21 protein-coding genes are annotated in these 23,614 nt (G+C 62.2%); 8 read left to right on the forward strand and 13 right to left on the reverse strand.

The features are described 5' to 3' along the window. The first annotated feature begins 25 nt into the window (after positions 1 to 25). From rsxA to MA04_RS16410, 7 genes are all read left to right on the forward strand, one after another. Positions 26 to 610, forward strand: a complete 585-nt coding sequence (rsxA, locus tag MA04_RS16380; RefSeq protein ID WP_022996454.1) for an electron transport complex subunit RsxA — start codon at positions 26 to 28, stop codon at positions 608 to 610. A gap of 43 nt (positions 611 to 653) precedes the next feature. Further along, positions 654 to 1,238, forward strand: a complete 585-nt coding sequence (gene rsxB / locus MA04_RS16385; protein ID WP_014995295.1) for an electron transport complex subunit RsxB — start codon at positions 654 to 656, stop codon at positions 1,236 to 1,238. Next, positions 1,238 to 3,880: an electron transport complex subunit RsxC gene (gene rsxC / locus MA04_RS16390; RefSeq protein ID WP_262461617.1), complete on the forward strand. Its 2,643-nt coding sequence runs from the start codon at positions 1,238 to 1,240 to the stop codon at positions 3,878 to 3,880. The genes rsxB and rsxC overlap by 1 nt, the downstream gene beginning before the upstream one ends. 31 nt (positions 3,881 to 3,911) lie before the next feature. Continuing rightward, a complete protein-coding gene (gene rsxD / locus MA04_RS16395; protein ID WP_262461618.1) occupies positions 3,912 to 4,937 on the forward strand; it encodes an electron transport complex subunit RsxD in 1,026 nt (341 codons plus the stop codon). Next, positions 4,934 to 5,581 (forward strand): electron transport complex subunit RsxG, encoded by a 648-nt coding sequence (gene rsxG, locus MA04_RS16400; protein ID WP_163125973.1) that lies wholly within the window; start codon positions 4,934 to 4,936, stop codon positions 5,579 to 5,581. The genes rsxD and rsxG overlap by 4 nt, the downstream gene beginning before the upstream one ends. Further along, a complete protein-coding gene (locus MA04_RS16405; protein WP_163125975.1) occupies positions 5,574 to 6,287 on the forward strand; it encodes an electron transport complex subunit E in 714 nt (237 codons plus the stop codon). Before rsxG ends, MA04_RS16405 begins: the two co-directional genes overlap by 8 nt. Positions 6,288 to 6,461: 174 nt before the next feature. Then, the gene (locus MA04_RS16410; protein WP_262461619.1) at positions 6,462 to 6,992 is read left to right on the forward strand and encodes a glycine zipper 2TM domain-containing protein; all 531 of its coding nucleotides are present in this window, start codon (positions 6,462 to 6,464) and stop codon (positions 6,990 to 6,992) included. A gap of 244 nt (positions 6,993 to 7,236) precedes the next feature. Here the strand turns inward: MA04_RS16410 and gltS are convergent, their stop codons facing one another. Continuing rightward, on the reverse strand, positions 7,237 to 8,412 hold the full coding sequence (gene gltS, locus MA04_RS16415) for a sodium/glutamate symporter (RefSeq protein WP_262461620.1): 1,176 nt from the start codon (positions 8,410 to 8,412) through the stop codon (positions 7,237 to 7,239). Positions 8,413 to 8,547: 135 nt separating this feature from the next. Here gltS and nth point away from each other — a divergent pair, with 135 nt between their 5' ends. Beyond that, a complete protein-coding gene (nth, locus tag MA04_RS16420; RefSeq protein ID WP_163125981.1) occupies positions 8,548 to 9,186 on the forward strand; it encodes an endonuclease III in 639 nt (212 codons plus the stop codon). Between the two features lie 185 nt (positions 9,187 to 9,371). Here nth and MA04_RS16425 read toward each other — a convergent pair whose 3' ends face one another. From MA04_RS16425 to gyrA, 12 genes are all read right to left on the reverse strand, one after another. Continuing rightward, positions 9,372 to 9,686: a ComEA family DNA-binding protein gene (locus MA04_RS16425; RefSeq protein WP_014995303.1), complete on the reverse strand. Its 315-nt coding sequence runs from the start codon at positions 9,684 to 9,686 to the stop codon at positions 9,372 to 9,374. Between the two features lie 94 nt (positions 9,687 to 9,780). Then, on the reverse strand, positions 9,781 to 10,476 hold the full coding sequence (gene pyrF / locus MA04_RS16430; RefSeq protein ID WP_163125983.1) for an orotidine-5'-phosphate decarboxylase: 696 nt from the start codon (positions 10,474 to 10,476) through the stop codon (positions 9,781 to 9,783). Then, positions 10,473 to 11,651, reverse strand: coding sequence for a lipopolysaccharide assembly protein LapB (gene lapB / locus MA04_RS16435; RefSeq protein ID WP_163125985.1), 1,179 nt, complete (start codon positions 11,649 to 11,651; stop codon positions 10,473 to 10,475). Before lapB ends, pyrF begins: the two co-directional genes overlap by 4 nt. Then, on the reverse strand, positions 11,648 to 11,887 hold the full coding sequence (locus MA04_RS16440) for a lipopolysaccharide assembly protein LapA domain-containing protein (RefSeq protein ID WP_022996443.1): 240 nt from the start codon (positions 11,885 to 11,887) through the stop codon (positions 11,648 to 11,650). Before MA04_RS16440 ends, lapB begins: the two co-directional genes overlap by 4 nt. A 26-nt stretch (positions 11,888 to 11,913) precedes the next feature. Continuing rightward, a complete protein-coding gene (ihfB, locus tag MA04_RS16445; RefSeq protein WP_163125987.1) occupies positions 11,914 to 12,300 on the reverse strand; it encodes an integration host factor subunit beta in 387 nt (128 codons plus the stop codon). Between the two features lie 68 nt (positions 12,301 to 12,368). Next, positions 12,369 to 14,048 (reverse strand): 30S ribosomal protein S1, encoded by a 1,680-nt coding sequence (rpsA, locus tag MA04_RS16450; RefSeq protein WP_163125989.1) that lies wholly within the window; start codon positions 14,046 to 14,048, stop codon positions 12,369 to 12,371. 198 nt (positions 14,049 to 14,246) lie between these two features. Next, complete coding sequence (gene cmk, locus MA04_RS16455) at positions 14,247 to 14,918, reverse strand: (d)CMP kinase (protein ID WP_163125991.1); 672 nt, start codon at positions 14,916 to 14,918, stop codon at positions 14,247 to 14,249. Further along, positions 14,915 to 17,158, reverse strand: a complete 2,244-nt coding sequence (locus MA04_RS16460) for a bifunctional prephenate dehydrogenase/3-phosphoshikimate 1-carboxyvinyltransferase (protein ID WP_262461625.1) — start codon at positions 17,156 to 17,158, stop codon at positions 14,915 to 14,917. The genes cmk and MA04_RS16460 overlap by 4 nt, the downstream gene beginning before the upstream one ends. Further along, on the reverse strand, positions 17,158 to 18,270 hold the full coding sequence (hisC, locus tag MA04_RS16465; protein WP_262461627.1) for a histidinol-phosphate transaminase: 1,113 nt from the start codon (positions 18,268 to 18,270) through the stop codon (positions 17,158 to 17,160). The genes MA04_RS16460 and hisC overlap by 1 nt, the downstream gene beginning before the upstream one ends. Positions 18,271 to 18,309: 39 nt before the next feature. Next, positions 18,310 to 19,392, reverse strand: coding sequence for a prephenate dehydratase (pheA, locus tag MA04_RS16470; protein WP_262461628.1), 1,083 nt, complete (start codon positions 19,390 to 19,392; stop codon positions 18,310 to 18,312). Between the two features lie 184 nt (positions 19,393 to 19,576). Next, the gene (gene serC / locus MA04_RS16475) at positions 19,577 to 20,656 is read right to left on the reverse strand and encodes a 3-phosphoserine/phosphohydroxythreonine transaminase (RefSeq protein ID WP_262461629.1); all 1,080 of its coding nucleotides are present in this window, start codon (positions 20,654 to 20,656) and stop codon (positions 19,577 to 19,579) included. 76 nt (positions 20,657 to 20,732) lie between these two features. Continuing rightward, the gene (gyrA, locus tag MA04_RS16480; protein WP_262461630.1) at positions 20,733 to 23,432 is read right to left on the reverse strand and encodes a DNA gyrase subunit A; all 2,700 of its coding nucleotides are present in this window, start codon (positions 23,430 to 23,432) and stop codon (positions 20,733 to 20,735) included. Positions 23,433 to 23,614: the final 182 nt, after the last annotated feature.

Here is a 23,614-nt window from a genome sequence, read left to right on the forward strand (position 1 = left end):
TCGAGCGGCCGGACGGGCCCCTGTAATGACCGACTACCTGCTCATTCTTGTCAGCGCGGTGCTGGTGAATAACTTCGTGCTGGTCCAGTTCCTGGGCCTGTGCCCGTTCATGGGTGTCTCCAATAAAGTGGAGACCGCCATCGGCATGTCCCTGGCCACCACTTTCGTGTTGACGCTGTCGTCGGTGCTCGCCTATCTCACCTGGGCTTATATCCTCCAGCCGCTGTCGCTGGAATACCTCCGTACCATCAGCTTCATCCTGGTGATCGCGGTGGCGGTGCAATTCACCGAAATGTTCGTCAAGAAAGCCAGCCCGCTGCTGTATCGGGTGCTGGGGGTGTTCCTGCCGCTGATCACTTCCAACTGCGCGGTGCTTGGCGTGGCGCTGCTGAACGTGCGCCAGGAAGACGCCACCTTCATGACCTCGCTGACCTATGGGTTCGGCGCCGCCCTCGGTTTTTCCCTGGTGCTGATACTGTTCGCCGCCATGCGTGAGCGGATCGCCGCCGCCGACGTGCCGGAAGCGTTTCGCGGACCCAGTATCGGCCTGATCACCGCCGGTCTGATGTCACTGGCGTTCATGGGGTTTTCCGGGCTGGTGAAGATATGAAGACGCCAGACGCCAAGTGCGCGGCTCATTCGGAGGCGCGATCATGACCACGATCCTGATTGCCATCGCCGCGCTGCTGGCTCTGGCCGCCGTGTTCGGCGCCGCGCTGGGCTTCGCCTCGGAGAAATTCAAGGTCGAGGGTGATCCCATCGTCGATCAGATCGACGCCCTGTTGCCGCAAACCCAATGCGGCCAATGCGGCCATCCCGGCTGCCGTCCCTATGCCGAAGCCATCGCCAACGGCGAGGAACACAACCGCTGCCCGCCCGGCGGCGAGGTAACGGTGGAAGCGCTGGCCGAACTGCTTGGCCGCGAAGTGCTGCCGCTGGACGACGATGGCAGCGAGGATGCCACGGTGAAGAAAGTGGCCTATATCCGCGAGGACGAGTGCATCGGCTGCACCAAGTGCATCCAGGCCTGTCCGGTGGACGCCATCGTTGGCGCCGCCAAACTGATGCACACGGTGATCGTCGATGAGTGCACCGGCTGCGATCTGTGCGTGGAACCCTGCCCGGTGGACTGCATCGACATGGTGCCGGTGGCCCCAACCCTCGGAACCTGGACCTGGCAGCGGCCGGCCGGCGCTGGCCAAAGCCCCGAACAACGCATCGACGTGGTGAATCTGTGATGTTGGCGAGACTGTTCCGGGGCGGCACCCGCGAAATTTTCGACTTCCCCGGCGGCATTCATCCGCCGGAGCACAAAAGCGAATCCAACACCACGCCGATCCTCCCCGGCCCGCTTCCTTCGCAACTGATATTGCCGTTGAACATGCATATCGGCGCCCCCGCCCGGCCCTTGGTCCAGGTTGGTGACAAGGTGCTCAAGGGACAGCATCTGGCCGAAGGCAACGGCGCCGTCAGCGCCCCGGTCCATGCGCCGACTTCCGGCACCGTCGTTGCCATCGGACCGCGTCCGATCCAGCACCCCTCCGGCATGGACGCCCCATGTCTGGTATTGGAACCGGACGGCGAGGACCGCTGGGGAGACCGGGCGCCGCTGGATGACCCTTTCGCGCTGAGCCCCGGTGAATTGCTGGAGCGCATCGCCGAGGCCGGCATCGTCGGCCTTGGCGGCGCCGGTTTCCCCACCTCGGTGAAGGTGTCACTGGGCGATCATCAGCGCGTGCGTGAACTGATCATCAACGGGGTCGAGTGCGAACCCTTCATTACCGCCGACGACCGTCTGATGCGCGAAAGAGCGGCGGACATCGTCCAGGGTATCCAGGTACTGCAGTATTTGCTGAATCCGGAACGGACCCTGCTCGGCATCGAGGACAATAAACCGGAAGCCGCCGCCGCTTTGCGCGCTGCCGCCGTCGGCGCCGATATCGACGTCCGCGTGGTGCCCACCAAGTACCCCTCCGGCGGCGAAAAACAGCTGATACAGCTGCTCACCGGCAAGGAAGTCGGCAGCGGCGGCCTGCCGATCCAGGTCGGCGTGGTGTGCCAGAACGTGGGCACCGCCTACGCTCTGAAGCGGGCCTTGTTCGACGGCGAACCGCTGATCAGCCGCATCACCACGGTGACCGGGGACGCGGTGGCACGGCCCGGCAACTATGAGATTCTGCTCGGCACCCCGGTGGCGGAATTACTGCAGCACGCCGGTGTCGACCAGACCCGGCTGCAACGGCTGGTGCTGGGTGGCCCGATGATGGGCTTCACTCTGCATAATCCGGCGATCCCGCTGGTGAAAACCAGCAACTGCCTGATCGCCGCATCCACCGATCTGTTACCGGAGCCGGAGCCGGAGCAGGCCTGTATCCGCTGCGGCGCCTGCGCCGATGCCTGCCCCGCCAGCCTGTTACCCCAACAGCTGTACTGGTACGCCAAGAACGACGACCTGGAGCGGGCTCAACAGCAGAACCTGATGGACTGTATCGAGTGCGGCGCCTGCGCCTATGTCTGCCCCAGCCATATTCCGCTGGTGCAGTATTACCGCTACGCCAAAGGCGAGATCCGTATCCAGGCGGCGGAACGGGCCAAGGCGGACCGGGCCCGTGAGCGGTTCGAGGCCCGGCAGGCACGGGTGGAAAAGGAGCAGGCCGAGAAAGAGGCACGCCGCCGCGCGCGCCAGCAGGCCAACCGCGCCCCCGCACCCGCCGGTGACAACGCCACCGCCCTCAAGCAAACCTCTCTGGACGCCTCCAAGGCCTATAAAGCGGCGGTCAAGGCCGCCAAGGAAGCGGAAACCCGGGATGATCCGGATCTGGCCCGCTATCAGGCCGAAGTGGAGAAACGGAAAACCGCCGCGGATAGGGCCAAAGCGGCGGTGCGTGATGCCGGCAAGGCCGCGCCGCCGTCCACCGACGCCCACCCCAAGGCCGAGGCGGACCTCAAGAAGCAGGTCGCTGACGCCTCCGCCGCTTACAAGAGCGCTCTGCGCGAAGCCAAGGCCGCGCTGGCGGAAGAGCGGGAGGATGCCGCCACGCTGCAAAGCCGGGCGGAAACCCTGAAAGCAGAGGCGGACCGGCTCAAGGCCACCCTGCGTGATGCCCGTGCCGGTCAGCCCGCCAGCGCCCCCACGGCCGCCCCGGATCCGGTGGAGGAACTGAAGAAGGCAGTGGCCGAAGCCTCGTCCGCCTACAAGGCCGCGGTGAAAGCAACCAAGGAAGCAGAACAAAACGAAGCCGATGACGTGGCCCGGTTGCGTGCCGAAGCCGACCGCCTGAAAGCCAAGGCGGACGAACTCAAGCAACAACTGCGGGACGCCAAGGCCGCGGCGCCCGCCACGCCGAAAACAGCGCCGCCGCCCCCAGCCGCCGCTGCTTCGCCAACACCAACCGAACCAGCCAGCGGCGGCGGTCAGGAATCCGAAAGTGACGAAGAAGCGGCGAAACGGCAAAAACGCCTGAATGCCTTGAAAACCGCCTACAAGATGGCGCACAAGCAATACAAGGAAGCCCATTCCGCCCTTGACCGGGCCCGCCGAGACGGCGCCGTGGACCTGGCCGCGATGGAAGCCCGGGTGGAGAAGCTCAAGGCCAAAGCCGATCATACCCGCGATGCTTTGGACGCCCTGATGGACGAAACCAAGGCGTCACTGCTTGCCCATACCGGCAAGGATCTGAAAACCCTCAAGCTGGACGCCGCCCGCGCGGAAACAGCGCTGCGGGACAAGAGCGACGAGTTGAAACGCCTGCGCGATACCGCCGACGAAGACACTCTGAAACGGCTGACCTCGGAACTGGGCACCCTGGAACACGACGCTCATCTGGCGCGGCGGGCCCTGAAACAGGCCCTGGAAGAACACGGACTGGCGGAAGAATGAACCCTATCGGAACACCAGGAGCGCAACGCACATGGCGCTGATCAACGCCTCCTCGCCCCACGCGCGCGGCCCCGTCGACACCGGCATGGTGATGCGCCAGGTGATCTACGCCACCCTGCCCGGCCTGGCGATCCTGACGCTTTTGTTCGGCATCGGCACTTTGCTGAACGTGATCTGGGCGATACTGGTGGCGCTACTCTGTGAAGCGGCCATGCTGCGTGCTCGCGGCCGTCCCGTTGCTTTGTACTTGCGTGATGGCAGTGCCGTGGTCACCGCCGTGCTGCTGGCTCTGGCATTGCCCCCCACCGCGCCCTGGTGGCTAACGTTTATCGGCGTGGCGTTCGCCATTATCGTCGCCAAGCAGTTGTACGGTGGCCTGGGTATGAACCCGTTCAACCCGGCCATGGTCGGCTACGTGCTGTTGCTGATCTCCTTCCCGGTGGCGATGACCAACTGGGTCGGCGGCGCTCCCTACCGCACCCCCTATGTTCTGGAAAGCGTGCTCCAGTTCCTCGGGCATGGCCCGCTTGACGGTCTTTCCGGGGCAACCCCTCTGGACACCTTTCGAACCTTCGCCGGCAACGCCGATGCGCTGGATCGTATGATTGTTCTGCATGGTCGCTGGGCCGGGCTCGGCTGGGAATGGGTCAATCTGGCGTTTCTGCTCGGCGGGGTATACCTGCTGTTCCGCCGCGTGATCGGCTGGCACATTCCACTGGCTTTTCTCGCCGGCCTCGCCGTGCCGGCACTGATCGCCTGGCAAATCGACCCGTTGCGCTATGCCGATCCGCTGTTTCATCTGTTTTCCGGTGGCACCATGCTTGGCGCCTTTTTTATCGCCACCGATCCGGTCAGTGCCGCCACCAGTTCACGCGGGCGTCTGATTTACGGCGTGCTGATCGGAATACTGATCTGGGTGATCCGCACCTATGGCGGCTATCCGGACGCGGTGGCGTTCTCGGTGTTGCTGTTGAACCTGGCGGCACCTTTCATTGACTACTACACCCGGCCGCGCACTTATGGCCACGAACGCGCCAAGCGGGGAGCCGGCTCATGATTGGCCAGGCAATTACCCGCAACGCGGTGATTCTCGGTGTGTTCGCCATCGGCACCGCCGCCACTCTGGCACTGACCAACCAAGCCACCCGGCAGCGGGTGGAGTGCAACCGGCAAACCGCCCTGGCGGACGCTCTGGCCCAGGTGATGCCGCCGGCCAGACACGACAATCCGCTACTGGACGACAGCATCACTGTCACCGACCCTTTGTTGGGTCATGGCGAGCATCATCTCTACCGCGCCCGTCTTGGCGGCGAGGCCAGCGGCGCGGTACTGGAAGCGGTGGCCCCGGACGGCTACGGTGGTGATATCCGTTTGATCGTCGGCGTCGATCGCGACGGCACCGTACTCGGCGTGCGAGTGGTACCGCCGCATAATGAAACCCCGGGGCTGGGCGATAATATCGAAATTCGCAAATCCGACTGGATTCTCGGATTCAATGGCACGTCTCTGGAACAGCCCTCCACTTCAGGTTGGGCGGTGACGAAGGACGGCGGCCGGTTTGACAGTTTCACCGGTGCCACCATCACCCCCCGGGCGGTGGTGAGCGCCGTGCATGGCGCCCTGCGCTACTATCAGGCGCACGGAGATGAGGTGTTCGAGGCGCCGGCCCAAGCGCAGACAACGGAGAGCTGTAATGGCTGACGTGGATTACGGCAAGATCACCCGCGATGGACTGTGGAATAACAATCCGGCCACCGTGCAGATTCTCGGCCTGTGCCCGCTGCTGGCGGTAACCGGTTCGGTGGTCAATGCCCTTGGTCTGGGTCTGGCCACGCTGGTGGTACTGATGGGGTCCAACGCCGCTGTGTCGCTGATCCGCCACTACGTCACCGACGCCGTACGGTTGCCCGCCTTTGTCATGATCATCGCCGCCATGGTGACGGTGATCGAAATGCTGATGCAGGCGTTCACCTTCGAGCTGTACCAGATTCTGGGGATCTTTATTCCTCTGATCGTGACCAACTGCACCGTGCTCGGACGCGCCGACGCTTTCGCCAGCAAGCACGCACTGCTGCCGGCGATGACCGACGGTTTCATGATGGGCCTGGGTTTTCTCATCGTGCTGGTGATTCTTGGCGCGCTGCGCGAAGTGGTCGGCGCCGGCACCCTGTTCGCCAATATGCAACTGCTGCTCGGCCCCTGGGCGGAACAGCTGCGCATCGAGATCATCCCCAACTACGGCGGTTTCCTGCTCGCGATCCTGCCCCCGGGAGCCTTCCTGGGACTGGGCTTGATCATCGCCGGCAAGAACGTCATCGACAAACGGATGAAAGCCGCCAAACAGCGCCGCGAAGCCCCCTCTTCCTCCGGCAGCCGGCGCGTCCGCACCACTGGTAAAGTCAGTTGATCGGAACCGGCGGATCACGCCGGTTTCACATCTTTCTCGCCCGCAAATCCGCTCTGATAGCCAAAAAATTGGTGTGCCGCCAGTCGCGATTTTACTACTGTTATACAACGGCCCGGTCAAAATCCACGATAATGAGACCATACAACGGCAAACTTTAATAAAAGGAGACCCCCCATGAAGAGTGCAGCCCTTGTCGCTTTGACCGTCGTGGGTACCGTTGCCGTGGCCGGGATCGGATATGGCGCCTACCAGGCAATGGCCCCGCAACAGTCCGGCTATGCCGAGGTGACGAACGTGGAACCCATCGTCAAGAAATGGCAGGAACCCCGCGAGGTCTGTCAGGACGTGGCGGTACAACGTCAGGCTCCGGTGAAGGATCAGCATCGTATTACCGGTAGCGCCATTGGCGCCGTGGTTGGCGGCGTGATCGGCCATCAGTTCGGTGGCGGCAGCGGCAAGGACGCGGCCACGGCGGGTGGCGCCATCGTCGGCGGTATCGCCGGCAACCAGGCGCAGAAGAAAATGCAGCAGAACAACACCGTCACCACCACCGAGCGGCGTTGCAACACGGTAATGGACAACAAGAGCTCCGTGGAGGGTTACGAGGTCACTTACATGTTCGATGGTAAGGAAGACACCATCAAAATGGACAACAAACCGGGTGACCGGCTGCGTATTGAGGACGGCCACGTCATCACCCAGTAAAGACGCAAAACCGAAAAGCGCTCATAGCAAAAAGGCCGCTGGAAAGGAATCCAGCGGCCTTTTTGCAGTTGACAGTTGATAGTGGACAGTTGACAGCGAAAAAATAAAAACAGGAATATTGCAAACACCTGAGCGAACCTCATTCGCTTGCAAGCAAGCTTCCCACAGCGGCTAAAGATCAGGCTGTTTCGTCTTTTCTTTGTTTTTCGCTGTCAACTGTCCACTATCAACTGTCAACTGCTTTTCACCCTCCAAGTACAGAAACAAATCCCTGAATGATGGTGGCGTTGACGATATCGACGATGAAGCCGCCCACCACCGGAATAATGATGAAGGCCAACGGCGAGGGACCGTGATGCTGCGTCACCGCCTGGATATTCGCCACTGCGGTAGGCGTGGCGCCCATGGCGAAACCGCAATGGCCGGCGCACAGCACCGCGGAATCGTAGTTCCGGCCCATCACTCTGAACGTGACAAAAACAATAAAACTGACCGCCAACGCCACCTGAACCAGCAGCATGGCCAGCATCGGCAGTGCCAGATCGACCAATTGCAATAACTGCAAACTCATCAGCGTGATGGCGAGAAACACGCTCAGCGAGGTATTGCCCACCATCTCGATGGTAGCGTCATTCACCGGCCACAGCCGGCGGGCCAGGTTACCCAGCAGAATGCAGACGAACAGCACCCAGACGAAGGTCGGCAGGCGCACCCAGTGCTGGGAGTAGTGTTCCGCCACGGAACCCACCACCACACCGATGGACAACAGCATGAGAATACGCACCACACTGGCGGCGGCAATGGGACGGGGCTTTTCCGCACCATCGTATTCACCGTCCTCGCGGCCAGCGGGGACCTGCAGCCGATAGCGCCGGATCAGCATCATTGCCAACGGCCCACCCAGTAGCGCCCCGAATACCAGACCAAAAGTAGCGGATGCCGCGGCCAGTTCGCTGGCGCCACCAATACCAAAGTCGTTGCTGAAGACCTCGCCCCAGGCGATACCCGTGCCATGGCCGCCGGTCATGGTGATCGAGCCTCCCAGCAGGCCGTAAAACGGTGACAGCCCCAGCAGTTTGGCCATAAGGACACCGACCACGTCCTGCAGAAACACCAGGATGATCACCAGAATCGCGAACACCACCATCGGCCAGCCGCCCTGGCGCAGCAAACGAAAATCCGCGGCCAGCCCCACCGCGCCGAAGAAAAACAGCATGGCGGGACCTTTCAGCGCATCGTCGAAGGTCAGCGATACACCCGCCAGCTGCAGACCGGTGACCAGCAGCGTGGCGAGCAGCCCGCCCACCACCGGTTCCGGCATATTGAGGTCGGACAGGATACGGAATCGATGAACCAATAGCTGCCCCACTACCAGTACAATGAGGGCCACCATCAGGGTTTCCATGGCGGAAAACTGCATACTCACTCCCTTTTTCTTCGCCCTCTTACCGGGGGTCCGGGCAATCTGCTTTTGACGCGGGGATGTCCGGTTCGTTCCGACATGGCGATAGCGCACTGATTCGCTATACTGCGGCGATCTGATTCAGGAGCAGGCATGAATCGCGAGAAACGCACGGAAATTTTCCGCCGTCTGCGGGCACAGCGCCCCCATCCCACCACGGAGCTGAACTACGACACCCCTTTCGAGTTACTGGTGGCGGTAGTGCTGTCCGCCCAGGCCACCGACGTCGGCGTCAACAAGGCCACCGATCGCTTGTTTCCGGTGGCCAATACGCCGGAAGCGATTCTGGCATTGGGCGTGGACGGTTTGAAGGAATATATCAAAACCATCGGGCTGTTTAATTCCAAAGCCAATAACGTCATCAAACTGTGCGAGCAGCTGCTCGCCTTTCATGGTGGCGAAGTGCCGCGTGATCGCGCCGCCCTGGAGGCGCTGCCCGGCGTCGGTCGCAAGACCGCCAACGTGGTGCTCAACACCGCCTTCGGTGAGCCCACCATCGCCGTGGACACGCATATTTTCCGGGTGTCCAATCGCACCCGCATCGCGCCGGGGAAAAACGTCAACGAGGTGGAACAGCGCCTGCTCCGGGTTGTCCCGGAGGAATTCAAACGCGACTGTCACCACTGGCTGATTCTGCACGGGCGCTACACCTGCGTGGCTCGCAAGCCTAAGTGCGGTGAGTGCATTATCGCCGATCTTTGCGAGTTTCCGCGGAGTCAGCGGCCGGCGTAAGATCCATCCGTATCCTGGTGCCAGCCCGCCCAATACGGAGGCATATCTAGCGCGTATTCGCTGCCAAGGCAGCTTCCCACAGCGGCTCCGTAGTCCTCCCCTGTGGGAAGCTGCCTTGGCAGCGAATACGGCCAAATAACCAGCTACGGCCATGGCTCCCGGGCAAGCCGGGAGCCCGGTTTTACTTACAACGTCAGCCGGTCGCGGATCGCCTGCAAGGTTTTCTCACCAATACCCTTGATCGCCAGCAACTGCTCCACATCCTGAAATGGCCCTTCCTGTTCCCGCCAGGCAATGATCGCCTCGGCGGTTTTCGGACCGACGCCCTTGAGCAATTGCAGCTCCGCCGACGTGGCCTGATTCAGGTTGACGGTCTGTTCCACCACCGCCGAAGCCGTGGCGCTGTCCAGTGCCGGATCCTCCGCCGCCTGGGCAGTCTGGGTCCAGACCGCTGATCCCAGCAGCGCCGCCACCAAACACAATGCACGATAGAGTTTCATTCCCTTCTCCTTAAGGTTTGTTGTTGGAGAAGACACTCTAAACGGGACGCGCGGAGCAGGCTGTCCGCCATTTCAGACAGTTTGCGTCAGTGTTTCAGGACAGACTCTGTAGGATTTCGTCCACCACCGCCGTCGGCTCCGCCGCCTGCGTGATGGGGCGGCCGATCACCATGTAGGACACGCCCTGCTCGCGAGCCTGGCGTGGGGTCATGATGCGGCGCTGATCGTCGCTGGCGCTGCCCTCGGGACGAATGCCCGGCGTCACCAGCAGGAAGTTCTCACCACGGGCGCGACGCAGCATCGGCGCTTCCAGAGCGGAACAGACCACGCCATCCAGACCGCTATCCTCGGTCAATCGCGCCAGTGCCATCACCTGCTCCTCGGCGGCACGGGCGATGCCCACTTCGCGCAGATCGTCCCCGGTCTGGCTGGTCAATACCGTCACCGCGGTAAGCAAGGGCCGGCGGGCGGCGCCTTCCAGCGCTTCCCGGGCGGCGCTCATCATGCGCTTGCCACCACTGGCGTGCACATTGACCATCCACACCCCCAGTTCGGCGGCAGCGCGCACGGCGCCGGCCACGGTATTGGGGATGTCGTGATACTTGAGGTCCAGAAACACTTCAAAGCCCTGGTCCTGTAACGCTCTAACCACATCGGGACCGGCCCGGGTGAACAGCTCCTTGCCCACTTTTACCCGCACCCGGGCGGGGTCCAGCCGCGCCGCCATGGCCAGGGCCTCCTCGGCACGGGGGTAATCCAGAGCGACGATAATGGGACTGCTGGGGGTCACGATTTGGCGTCTCCTTCGGATCGCGGTTTGATGGTGCCCCAACGGCGGCAACTCGGGCAGCGCCATTGCAGCAGCGGCGTGGTAAAGCCGCAACGACGGCATTGATAGATGGTGCGGTCGCTCATCAGCCTTTGCGTCAATTGCTTGAGCAACTCCAGCTGTTCACGGGCTTCGCTTTGATCGGCCACCTGCAGATTCATGTCGATCAGGCGATCCAGACCGCGAACGGAAGGGTTGGCCTGCATGTACTCGGCGATGAATTTGGCCGCTTCGCGATCGCCATAGCGTTCCTTGAGCTGACCGGACAGCACCAGCACCCGGGCCGTGCTGGGGTGCTCGGCGCTGTAGTCGGCAAGCATGCGGATGAAGTCTTCTTCCTGTTCCAGTTGCTCATAGCACTGACGCAGATCATCCAGGTATTCATCGAAGAAATCGCGGTCCTGGTCCCAGATGCGGCGGAAGGCGGCGATCGCCGCTTCCCAGTTCTGCTCACGCATTTCCAAGCGCCCCAGATCGACACTGGCGCGTACGCACTCCTTATCGAAGCCCAGCGCGCGGCGCAATGTGCGACGGGCCGGCACCAGTTCGCTACGGGCCACCTGCCCTTCCGCCTCCTCGCAGCAATACTGGGCCAGAATCGGCGCGATCTTGGCGTCGCTCTTGATCAGCCTCTCACCCATGGCAATGGCATTGGGCCAGTCACGCTCCTGTTCGTAGAGCTTCATCAACTGGCGCGTTACCTGCTCACGCTGCTCGCAATCCTGGTCGAGCATTTCCAGCAGCACTTCCTCGGCGCGGTCGAACAGCCCGCCGGCGAAATAATCCTCGGCCAGCTCCAGTTGGATTTGCTCCTGGGTGGGCCGCGGCAAATCGCCGCTTTCCAGCAGATGGGAGTGGATCAGGGTGGCACGGTCGAACTCGCCTCTTTTGCGAAACAGGCGCGCCATGCTGAGATGGGTTTCCAGGGTCTGGGGGCTGACTTCCAGGCTGCTGAGCAGGGCTTCCACAGCCTTGTCCGGCTCCTCGTTGAGGAGGAAGTTGAGCCCGGCTACGTATTCCTGGGACAGCGACGCCATGCGCCGCCGTTGCCGCCGCTTGCCTTCACGCCGACCCAGGAAGAACCCCATGGCGATGGCGAAGAAAAACAGCGGTATCAGCCATAGCGGTTCGCTCATGAACGGCTTCCAAACAACCCACGCAGTCCTTTAAAGCCCAGCCCGGTGAGCAGTCCCGCCAGCAGGCCCACGGCAAGCAGGCCCACGGCGAGCACGCCAAGGCTGACCTGCCAGCGCCATCCCTGGATCAACATATCCAGAGTCACCATTTGAGTGTTGGCGGTAACAAAGAAGAATGCGGCCAGGAAAATGGCCAGCAGTACCAGAATCAACAGAGCACGGTAGAGAGTTCGCATGTCGGTCAGGCCCCGGTGTGTCGGTATCAGCTCCGGATGGCCTTGGCGCTGTGGCTGGCATGGTGGCGCCGCTCGCTCCGGTGCTCGTTATGGTCGCCCCCGTCATCGTCCTGCATGGCATGATTGACCCGTTCACGCAGGTCCTTGCCGCATTTGAAGTGGGGAACGTATTTGCCTTGCAACTCCACGCTGGCGCCGGTCTTCGGATTACGGCCCACGCGCGGGGCGCGGAAATGGAGGGAAAAGCTGCCGAAACCCCGAATCTCGATGCGTTCGCCTTCTACCATGGCGTCGGCCATGTAGTCGATCAGGGCTTTGATGGCGAGTTCCACGTCCTTGGTGGAGAGATCATTGCTGGTGTAAGTTCTGGCGATCCGAGCGATGAGTTTGGACTTGGTTAACGCAGATGCCATTACAACCTACTCCCCTGGGCTCCCTGCCCAGTGGGGCCGGCCTCGTGGCCGGCCCCCGGGAGGAGCCATTATGACTCGTTGCTGTTTTCCATTTGCTGCTTGATCAGGTCACCAATGGTCTTCGGAGCATTGGCTTCCTGGCCCTGCAGGTTGTCCATGGCCTCGCGATCCTGAACCTGATCCTTGGCACGCACGGACACATTGATGGAACGGTTCTTACGGTCGATGTTGGTGATTCGGCCTTCCACCTCGTCACCCACGTTGAGAACCTGGGAAGCGTCGTTAACGCGATCACGGCTGATCTCGCTGGCACGCAGGTAACCTTCCACGTTCTCAGCCAACTCGACAGTGGCGCCTTTGGCGTCCACGGCGGTGACCGTACCCTTAACGATGCTGCCCTTCTCGTTTGCAGCAACATACTGAGCAAACGGATCGTCTGTCAACTGCTTGATTCCAAGGGAAATTCTTTCGCGCTCGGCATCGATGGACAGAACCACGGTTTCCAGCTCGTCACCCTTGTTGAAGTTGCGTACCGCGTCTTCGCCGGCTTCTTCCCAGGAAATGTCGGAAAGGTGCACCAGACCGTCGATACCGCCTTCCAGGCCGATGAAGATGCCGAAGTCAGTGATGGACTTGATCTTGCCGGAAATGCGGTCGCCTTTCTGGTAGTTGGTAGCGAAGGCTTCCCACGGATTGGACAGACACTGCTTGATGCCCAGAGAAATACGACGGCGATCTTCGTCGATATCCAGGATCATCACTTCCACTTCGTCGCCAATCTCTACCACTTTGGACGGGTGGATGTTCTTGTTGGTCCAGTCCATCTCGGAAACGTGAACCAGGCCTTCCACACCTTCCTCGATCTCGGCGAAGCAGCCGTAATCGGTCAGGTTGGTAACGCGCGCCTTGACGCGGGCACCTTCCGGGTACTTCTGCACGATATCGTGCCACGGATCCTCGCCCAGTTGCTTGAGGCCCAGGGAGACACGCATTTTCTCGCGGTCGAACTTGAGTACCTTGACTTCGATTTCCTGGCCCACTTCAACGATTTCGCTGGGATGCTTGATGCGCTTCCAGGCCATGTCGGTGATGTGCAGCAGGCCATCGATACCGCCCAGATCCACGAACGCACCGTAGTCGGTCAGGTTCTTCACGATACCCTTGACCACCATGCCTTCCTGCAGGGATTCCAGCAGGGCTTCGCGCTCGGCGGAGTGTTCCGCTTCCATGACCGCGCGGCGGGAAACCACCACGTTGTTGCGCTTCGGATCCAGCTTGATGACTTTGAAGTCCAGCTCTTTGCCTTCCAGGTGGGTGACATCGCGAACCGGGCGGATATCCACCAGGGAGCCTGGCAGGAACGCGCGGATCGGGCCGATATCCACGGTGAAACCACCTTTCACCTTGCCGGAGATCTGACCTTTGACGATCTCGTCTTTGTCGAAAGCCACTTCCAGTTCGCCCCAGACTTCGGCGCGCTTGGCTTTCTCACGGGACAGGCGGGTGAAGCCCATGCCATCGTCGATGGCGTCGACGGCAACTTCCACCTCATCGCCTTCGGCGATTTCCAGTTCACCGCTCTCACTGATGAACTCGTCGCGGGAGATGATGCCTTCGGATTTCAGGCCGGCGTTGACCACCACCCAGTCGCTGTCGATGGCGACCACGGTGCCGCGGATGATGGAACCACGGGCAACGTCCAGGTCCTTGAGGCTTTCTTCAAAAAGTTCGGCAAAAGATTCAGTCATGAAAAAACGTCTCACGATACACGCGCCAGCCAGCAGACGCGGGTTATTGATAAAGCGATCACCACCCCAAGCTGGTTTACTGTAAGAGGCTGGCGTTCGTTATGCAGCAACGGCTCCAGCCGCACCGCTACAATCAGGGCGCGTCCGAAGCCGTTTCTAGAGCCGGTTCGGGCTCTGAAAACCAATTGTGCCTGATCGTCAGATCAGTGAGCGGGTCGCCGCCTCATCGAGGATACGCGCGACCACCTGATCCACAGTCAGGTCCGTGGAGTCCAGTTCCAGGGCATCCTCCGCCGGTTTCAGCGGTGCCACGGAACGCTTCATATCCCGCTCATCACGAGTACGAATATCCTCCACAAGGGCCGCGAGGGTAGCATCAAACCCCTTTTCTTTCAACTGATTGAAGCGCCGCCGGGCGCGCTCCTCGGCGCTGGCGGTCAAATAGATCTTCAGCGGGGCGTCGCGAAACACCACCGTGCCCATGTCACGGCCGTCCGCCACCAAACCCGGTGCCTGGGCGAACGCCCGCTGACGCGCGAACAGGGCATCACGAACCGGCTGCAATACCGCCACCTGGCTGGCCAGTTCTCCCACGCTTTCCTGGCGGATCTCCTCGCTGACATCGGTTTCCTCGAGCACCACGCGGGTGTCCCCGCCCCGCTCCACGAACCGTACCGGCAGATTTTCCGCCAGGTCCACCAGCGCGAGTTTGTTATCCAGGGCCACCCCCTGGTGTTGCGCATGCAGCCCCAGCACCCGGTACAGGGCGCCGGAATCAAGCAGATGCCAGCCGAGCGCGGACGCCACCCGCCGCGCCACGGTGCCCTTGCCGGAGGAAACCGGTCCGTCAATGGCGATAATCGGAATCATTGAACCTCCAGGCCCAGCCCCAGCGACCGCATCAGGTCGGCAAACCCGGGGAAGCTGGTGGCCACAGTGGCGCAATGTCGAATGGTAATCGGTGCCGTGGCGCGCAACCCGGCAATGGCGAAGCTCATGGCGATTCGATGATCATCGTGGGATTCCACCTCGGCACCGCCCAGGACGCCGCCGGTGATGCGGATGCCATCCTCGAACACCTCCAGATCCACGCCCAGGGCGCTCAGACCATCGGCCATCACCTGGATGCGGTCGGACTCCTTCACCCGCAGCTCCTCGGCGCCGTGCAGCACGGTATCCCCTTCGGCACAGGCGGCGGCGACAAAGATCGCCGGAAATTCATCGATGGCCAGCGGCACCAGCTCGGCGGGAATCTCGATGCCCTTGAGCGACGCGCTTCTGACCCGCAGATCCGCCACCGGCTCGCCACCGCTGTCACGCTGATTCTCCAGGGTGATATCGGCGCCCATCAAACGCAGAATATCAATCACCCCGGTACGGGTCGGGTTGATGCCGACATGGGGCAGCAGCACGTCACTGTCCGCCGCGATGGAAGCGCCCACCAGCAGGAAAGCGGAGGAAGAAATGTCCGCCGGAACCTCCAGATGACAGGCGCGCAGAACGCCGCCACCGGTGACCGCGCGTAACGGACCTTCACTGCGCACCGGATAACCGAAACCGGCGAGCATGCGCTCGGTGTGATCGCGGGTCGGCGCCGGTTCCGTCACCGAGGTCTCGCCCTGGGCGTAAAGCCCCGCCAGCAACAGCGCGGACTTGACCTGGGCGGACGCCATCGGCAAGTCATAATGGAAGCCCTTGAGCGTCTGCCCGCCACGAATCCGCACCGGCGGACGGCCGCCGTCGTCGGTCTGAATGCTTGCGCCCATTTCTCGCAGCGGTTTGGCCACTCTCTCCATCGGCCGCTTGGACAGCGACGCGTCACCGGTGAGGGTCACATCAAACGCCTGGCCGGCGAGCAGCCCGGTGAGCAGGCGCATGGAGGTGCCGGAGTTGCCCATGTAGAGCGGCTTGCCCGGTTCCTTCAGGCCATGCAAGCCGACCCCATGCACGGTGACCTTGCCGTTATGGGGGCCTTCGATCACCACGCCCATGTCACGGAACGCCTGCAAGGTGGCCAGCGCGTCCTCCCCTTCGAGAAAACCCTCCACTTCCGTGATGCCGTCAGCCAGAGCGCCGAGCATGATGGACCGGTGGGAAATGGATTTGTCGCCGGGCACCCGGGCGCGGCCCCGCAGGCGGCCACCGGGCTGAACCACGAAGGTGGGGTCGTGCTGATCGCTCATGCTGCTCTCGTTATCCGAATGGCGCGCCTGCGTATAGGAGGTCCTCGCATTGAGCGCCAGAAAATGGGCCCGTGCCGTATTGGCGCGGGTCATGATACCCATCAGGGCATCGGAGTCACCGGCCGCGATAGCGTCGCGGAAACCGTCGATGCCATCGCGGAATAGTGCCAGGGCATCCAACACCGCCTGCCGGTTCTCCTGAAAGATATCGTGCCACATCACCGGGTCGGAACTGGCGATGCGGGTGAAATCGCGGAATCCCCCGGCGGCGTAGCGGAAGATCTCCGTGGAATCGCCCTGGCGTGCCAGGGTATCGACCAGGGAAAACGCCAGAAGATGGGGCAAATGGCTGGTTTCCGCCAGCACCCGGTCGTGATGTTCCGGCGTCATCTCCAGCACTTCGCTGCCCAGCGCGGTCCACAGTTCGCGCACCGCGCGGGTGGCCGCCGGATCGGTCTGCGCCAGCGGCGTGAGAATCACCCGGTGATCCTGGTAGAGGCCGGCGTCGGCGGCGGCCACGCCGCTGGTTTCCTTGCCGGCGATGGGATGTCCGGGCACGAAGCGGGAAAAATGGTCCCCCAGCGTCCGGCGAGCGGCGGCGATGACACTGCCCTTGACGCTGCCGCCGTCGGTGACGATGGCGCGCTCCGACAGCCCCGGCGCCAGCGCCGCCAGGGAGCGCTCCATTGCTGACACCGGCGTCGAAAGCAACACCAGATCGGCGCCACGCACCGCCAACGCCAGATCCTGGCTGCCTTCATCGATCAGCCCCATGGCCAGACCCTGTTCCAGGGTCCGGGCGGAACGGCTGCCGGCCACCAGCGTGCCCGCCAGGCCCCGCTCCCGCAAAGCGGCGGCGAAAGAGCCGCCGATCAGGCCCAGCCCGATGATTGCCACCCGTCGAAACAGCGGGGCGTCACGGCTCATCAGCGCGCCCCCGCTTTGATGACCTTGTCCAGGGCTTTCAGAAAACGTTCGTTTTCCCGCGCCGTGCCCACCGTGACGCGCAGGTGGTTGGGCAGGCCATAGCCGCCCAGCGGGCGCACGATGACACCTTCACGCAACAGCGCCTCGTACACCGGCAAAGCTTCACCGGCGCAATCCACGGTAATAAAGTTGGCTACCGACGGAATATGCTCCAGCCCGAGCTGGTTCAGCCCTTCCACCAACTGGCCAAGACCGGCGGTGTTCTCGCAACGGGAGTTCTCCAGGTGGTCGACATCGTCCAGCGCCGCCTCGGCGGCGGCCAGGGCGGGAATATTGACGTTGAACGGCTGACGCACCCGGTTGAGGATGTCGGCCACGTCCGGATGCGACACCGCATAACCCACCCGCAGCCCGGCGAGCCCGTGAATCTTGGAAAAGGTGCGGGTAACGATCAGGTTCGGGTAGCGCGCCAGCCGGCGCAGGCCATCCGGGTAATGGGACTCTTCCACATACTCGAAATAGGCTTCGTCCAATACCACCAGTACGTCTTCCGGCACCCGCTCGAGGAAACGATCCAGTGCCACATCATTGAACCAGGTGCCGGTGGGATTGTTCGGGTTGGCCAGGAACACGATGCGGGTGCTCTGGTTGATGGCGTCCGCCATGGCGGCCAGATCGTGGCCATAAAGATGCGCCGGCACCATCACCGGTCTGGCCGAACAGGCCACTGTCACCAGCGGGTAGATGGCAAACGCGTATTCGGCGTAGACCGTCTCTTCGCCGGGCTGCAGATAAGCCCGGGCCACCAGTTCAAGAATATCGTTGGAGCCGTTACCCAGGGTAATCTGATTGCTGTTGACGCCGAGCTTTTCCGCCAGCGCCGTCTTCAGGCTGAAACCGGCGCCGTCGGGATAGAGGTGAACCTGGTCCAGCGCCCGCTTCGCCGCTTCCAGCGCTTTATGGCTGGGCCCCAGAGGGTTTTCGTTACTGGCCAGTTTGATGATGTCGCGAATACCCAGTTCCCGTTCCAGTTCCTCGATCGGTTTACCGGGGGAATAGGGTTGCAGCCGCTGCACGCCGCCGTTGGCCAGTTTGATGTAATCGCAGGTCATGGTGTTTCCTGTTTGTTCAGGCCGGACGTCCGGCCTTTTCTACAATACCGCTTTGGGATAGGAGCCCAGAATACGGATGGTGTTGCCATCCCCTTCCAGTTTTGCCAGTACGTTCTTCAACAACGGATCTTCCTTGTGCCCTTCGCAGTCGATGAAGAACACATAGCTCCAGTTGGCGGTACGTGACGGGCGACTTTCCAGACGGGTCAGGTTGACACCCTGTTCACGGAACGGCAGCAGCATGTCGGAAAGCAGCCCCGGACGGTTCTTGCCGGTGACCAGCATGCTGGTTTTGTCGCGACCAGACGGCGGCGTGTCCTGGCGTCCAATCACCAGGAACCGGGTGGTGTTATCCGGGCGGTCCTCGATATTGCTCTGTACCCGTTCCAGACCATAGAGCTCGGCCGCCATGTCGCCGGCGATGGCCAGGGCGTTCCACTCGTCGCGCAACCGCCGTGCGGCCTCGGCATTGGAACTCACCGGAATACGCTCCACCGTGGGCAGGTGCGCATCCAGCCACTGGCGGCACTGGGCCAGGGTCTGCTGGTGGGAATAGACGCGGGTAACCTTGTCACGGCGGGTATGAGGTCCGGCCAGCAAATGGTGATGGATGCGCAGCTCCACCTCGCCGCAAATTTTCAGGCTGGAGGACATGAAGGTGTCCAGGGTATGGCTGACCATGCCCTCGGTGGAGTTTTCCACCGGCACCACGCCGTAATGGGCGGCCCCGGCCTCCACTTCGCGGAACACTTCGTCGATCGCGCCGAGCGGCACACTTTCCACCGCGTGGCCAAAGTGCTTGATCGCCGCCTGCTGGGTGAAGGTTCCCTCCGGCCCCAGGAACGCCACCCGCATGGGTTGTTCCAGTGCCAGGCAAATACTCATCACCTCGCGGAACAGCCGGGCCATGGCCTCACCGTCGATGGGGCCCTGGTTGCGCTCCTTGATACGCTGCAACACCTGGGCCTCGCGTTCCGGACGATAGAACACCGGGTTGCTGTCCTCGAGGCGCTTCACATCCGCCACCGCGTGGGCCAGTTCGGCCCGACGATTGAGCAACGCCTGGAGCTGCTGATCCAGAGCGTCGATTTGATCCCTCAGGCTGTCCAACGAATCGGTCATTGTCTGTCTCGCTTACACGCTGGCACGCATCACGCTGGCACGCTGGCACGCTGCATGTGAGCGTACGGCTGGGACTGTGCCACTATTGTTTCCTATCGTCTCGCCGGGCACCACCGCGCTCACCGCTTTTGCCAATGCCATCAAACATGGCGTGCAAGCGTGTCAGCGTTTCGCGCACCGGCGCTTATCCGTGTCGCTTCTCGAAATCCGCCATGAACGCCACCAGGGCCTCCACCGCGGCCTCGGGCACGGCGTTATAGATGCTGGCACGCATGCCGCCCACGCTGCGGTGGCCCTTCAGATTATGCAGACCGGCGGCGCCCGCCTCGGCCAGGAAGTCCTTGTCCAGATCACTGTTGGCCAGCACGAACGGCACGTTCATCCAGCTACGATTGGCCTTCTCCACCGGGTTGCTGTAGAAACCGCTGGCATCGATGAAGTCGTACAGACGCTTCGCCTTGCGCTCATTGATCGTGGCCATGGCGGTCAGGCCGCCCTGGTCCTTGAGCCACTGGAACACCAGACCGGCCAGATACCAGGCGAAGGTCGGCGGCGTGTTATACATGGAGTCGTTGTCGGCGTGGATCTGATAGTTCAACATCGCCGGCACGCTGGCGCCCGCGCGTCCCAGCAAATCGCGGCGCACGATCACCAGGGTGATGCCGGCCGGACCGATATTCTTTTGCGCACCGGCATAGATCAGGCCGAACCGGTTCACGTCCAGGGGCCGGGACAGGATAGTGGAACTCATGTCCGCCACCAGCGGCTTGTCCACCTCGGGAATGAAATCAAACTCCAGGCCGCCGATGGTTTCGTTCGGACAGTAATGCAGGTAATCGGCATCGGCGGACAAGGTCCAGTCCGCCTGCGGCGGCACATAGCTGAAGTTGCGATCCTCGCTGCTGGCCGCCACGTTGATGTCTCCGTAACGACGCGCTTCCTTGATTGCTTTGCTCGACCACTGACCGGTGTTGACATAGTCCGCCTTGCCGTTGCCCCCCATCAGGTTCAGCGGCACCATGGCGAACTGAGTGCTGGCGCCGCCGTGCAGGAACAACACGGCATAGTCGTCGGAGATACCCAGCAAATCCCGCAGATCCTGCTCCGCACGCTGGGCCAGTTCCACCACCACCTGATCCCGGTGGCTCATTTCCATCACCGACATACCGGTGCCGCGAAAATCCAGCAACTCTTCCTGGGCTTGACGCAACACCGCTTCCGGCAACGCCGCCGGACCAGCGCAAAAGTTGAAAGCGCGGGACATTCAGTTTCTCCGTATCGATAAAACGGCCCGGTCGAACCGGGCCGGAATGGTCATGCCGGGAGCAGGAAACGGAACCTTAGTTTTCTGCGTTTCCGTCTTCTTCCGGGTTCTCTTCCAGGTCGTCGACAACCTCCTCCGCACCTTCCAGCTCGGGAATGGTGGCCAGACCGGACAGTGCCTCACCGTCACCAAGACGGATCAAGCGCACGCCCTGGGTGTTACGGCTCAGATGACTGACCTCATCGACCCGGGTACGCACCAGCGTGCCCTGGTTGGAGATCAGCATGATGTCCTCTTCGCCGAACACCTGGGCGGCGCCGACCAGAGAACCGTTGCGCTCATTGACCACCATGCCGATCACGCCCTGGGTGCCGCGCCCCTTGGTCGGAAACTCGCTCAGATCGGTACGCTTGCCGTAGCCGTGTTCGGACGCGGTCAGCAGTTGGCCGCCTTCCTGCGGCACGATCAGCGCGATCACTTCCTCGCCGTCGGCGACTTTCATACCGCGCACGCCCCGTGCGGTGCGGCCCATGACACGGACCTTGGATTCCTGGAAGCGCACCACTTTGCCGTTGCCGGCCACCAGCACCACATCCTCGGCGCCCTGGGTAATCGCCACATTCACCAGGTGCTCGCCTTCCTGCAGTTTGACCGCGATCAGACCATTGCTGCGCGGCCGGGCGAATTTAGCCAGTTCGGTCCGTTTCACCACGCCGTTGGAAATGGCCATGAAGATGAACGGACCGGGAGTGGTATCCTCTACTTCCACACCCTCGGCGTCTTCGATGACATCGACGCCGTCCGTCTCGGTCTCGTCCTCGTCATCGGTATTGCCCTGCTGACGCACCATTTCCGCGTCCAGGCGCAGGATGGCGGTGATTCGCTCTTCCTTCTGCAGTGCCGGGATCAGATTGATGATCGGCTTACCACGGGAGTTGCGCCCGCCCTGCGGCAATTCGAACACCCGCAGCCAGTACACCTTGCCGATGCTGGTGAAACACAGCAGCGTATCGTGGGTGCCGGCTACCAGCAGCTGCTCGACGTAGTCCTCATCCTTCACCGTGGTCGCCGCCTTGCCGCGGCCGCCGCGACGCTGCGCGGCATAGGTGTCGATGGGCTGGACCTTGGCGTAACCGCCGTGGCTGAGCGTGACCACCACGGTTTCCTCGGCGATCAGATCTTCCATGCTCAGGTCGGAGCGGGAAGTCTGAATCTCGGAACGGCGCTCGTCGGCGTACTCGTCACGTATCGCTTGCAGTTCCTCGCGAATCACCTCGAGCAGGCGCTCCGGGTCGGCCAGAATCAGGCTCAACTCACGGATCTGCTCCAGCAGCTCCTGGTAGTCGGTGACCAGCTTTTCCCGTTCCAGGCCGGTCAGTTTCTGCAGGCGCAGATCGAGGATCGCCTGGGCCTGTTCCGGAGACAGGTAGTAAAGCCCGTCACGCAGGCCGAACTGCTCGTCCAGATTGTCCGGACGGGCAATGTCCTCGCCGCCGGCGCGTTCCAGCATGGTCAGCACATCGCCGGGCGCCCAGCCCTTGGCCAGCAGCTTTTCCCTGGCCTCGGCGCCGCTCGGCGACGCCTTGATCAGTTCGATCACCGGGTCGATGTTGGCCAGAGCCACCGCCAGGCCTTCCAGCAAATGCGCCTTTTCCCGTGCCTTGCGCAATTCATAGACGGTGCGGCGGGTGACCACTTCACGGCGATGCCGCAGGAAAGCGTCCAGCAACTGGCGCAGGTTGAGCGTCTTCGGCTGGCCGTCTTCCAACGCCACTATGTTGATGCCGAACACCGACTCCATCTGCGTCTGCTGATAGAGATTGTTGAGCACCACGTCACCGTTCTCGCCACGGCGCAGCTCAATGTAGATGCGCATACCCTCTTTGTCGGACTCGTCGCGCAGCTCGGTGATGCCTTCGATTTTTTTGTCTTTGACCAGCTCGGCGATCTTCTCGATCAGCCGCGCCTTGTTCACCTGGTACGGCAGCTCGGTGACGATGATCGCTTCCTTGCCGCTCTTGTCCGCCTCTTCCACGGTGGCGCGGGCGCGCACGTAGATACGGCCCCGGCCGGTACGGTACGCTTGCACGATGCCGGCGCGGCCATTGATGATACCCGCGGTGGGGAAGTCCGGGCCCTGGATGTATCGCATCAGGTCGTCCGGGGTCAGGCTGTCATCGTCGATCAGTGCCAGACAGCCGTCGATCACCTCGCCCAGATTATGTGGCGGAATGTTGGTGGCCATGCCCACGGCGATACCGGAAGAGCCGTTGACCAGCAGGTTCGGCACCCGCGTGGGCATCACTTCCGGGATACGCTCGGTGCCGTCGTAGTTGTCGACGAAATCCACCGTTTCCTTGTCCAGATCGGCCTGCAGCTCGTGGGCGATCTTGGCCATGCGCACCTCGGTGTAACGCATGGCCGCGGCGGAGTCGCCGTCGATGGAACCGAAGTTGCCCTGCCCGTCCACCAGCATGTAGCGCAGCGAGAACGGCTGGGCCATACGCACGATGGTGTCGTATACGGCGGAGTCACCATGGGGGTGGTACTTACCGATGACGTCGCCCACCACCCGGGCGGACTTCAGGTACGGCCGGTTCCAATGGTTGTTGAGCTCGTGCATGGCGAACAGCACACGCCGGTGCACCGGTTTCAGGCCGTCGCGCACGTCGGGCAAAGCGCGTCCGACGATCACGCTCATGGCGTAATCCAGGTACGACTGTCTCAGTTCGTCCTCGATATTGACGGGTGTAACTTCTTTTGCGAGGTCCGTCATGGCGTTCCTTTTGTATCCTTGGTGGCGTGGGTGACGCTCCCGGAAAAGTCAACGATGATAGCACAGCTTGAGAAGCTCTGAATAAGTATTCCGGCTGGCTCTAAGAGCCTGCTTGAGTGGGATCGCGCGCCCGGGACAGGCTATACTCGCCGCCACGATACTCTCCATCGCACAATAGCCAC

Origin of the sequence: Alloalcanivorax balearicus MACL04 (genome assembly GCF_025532145.1) — a bacterium.
In the GTDB taxonomy this organism is placed as follows: domain Bacteria; phylum Pseudomonadota; class Gammaproteobacteria; order Pseudomonadales; family Alcanivoracaceae; genus Alloalcanivorax; species Alloalcanivorax balearicus.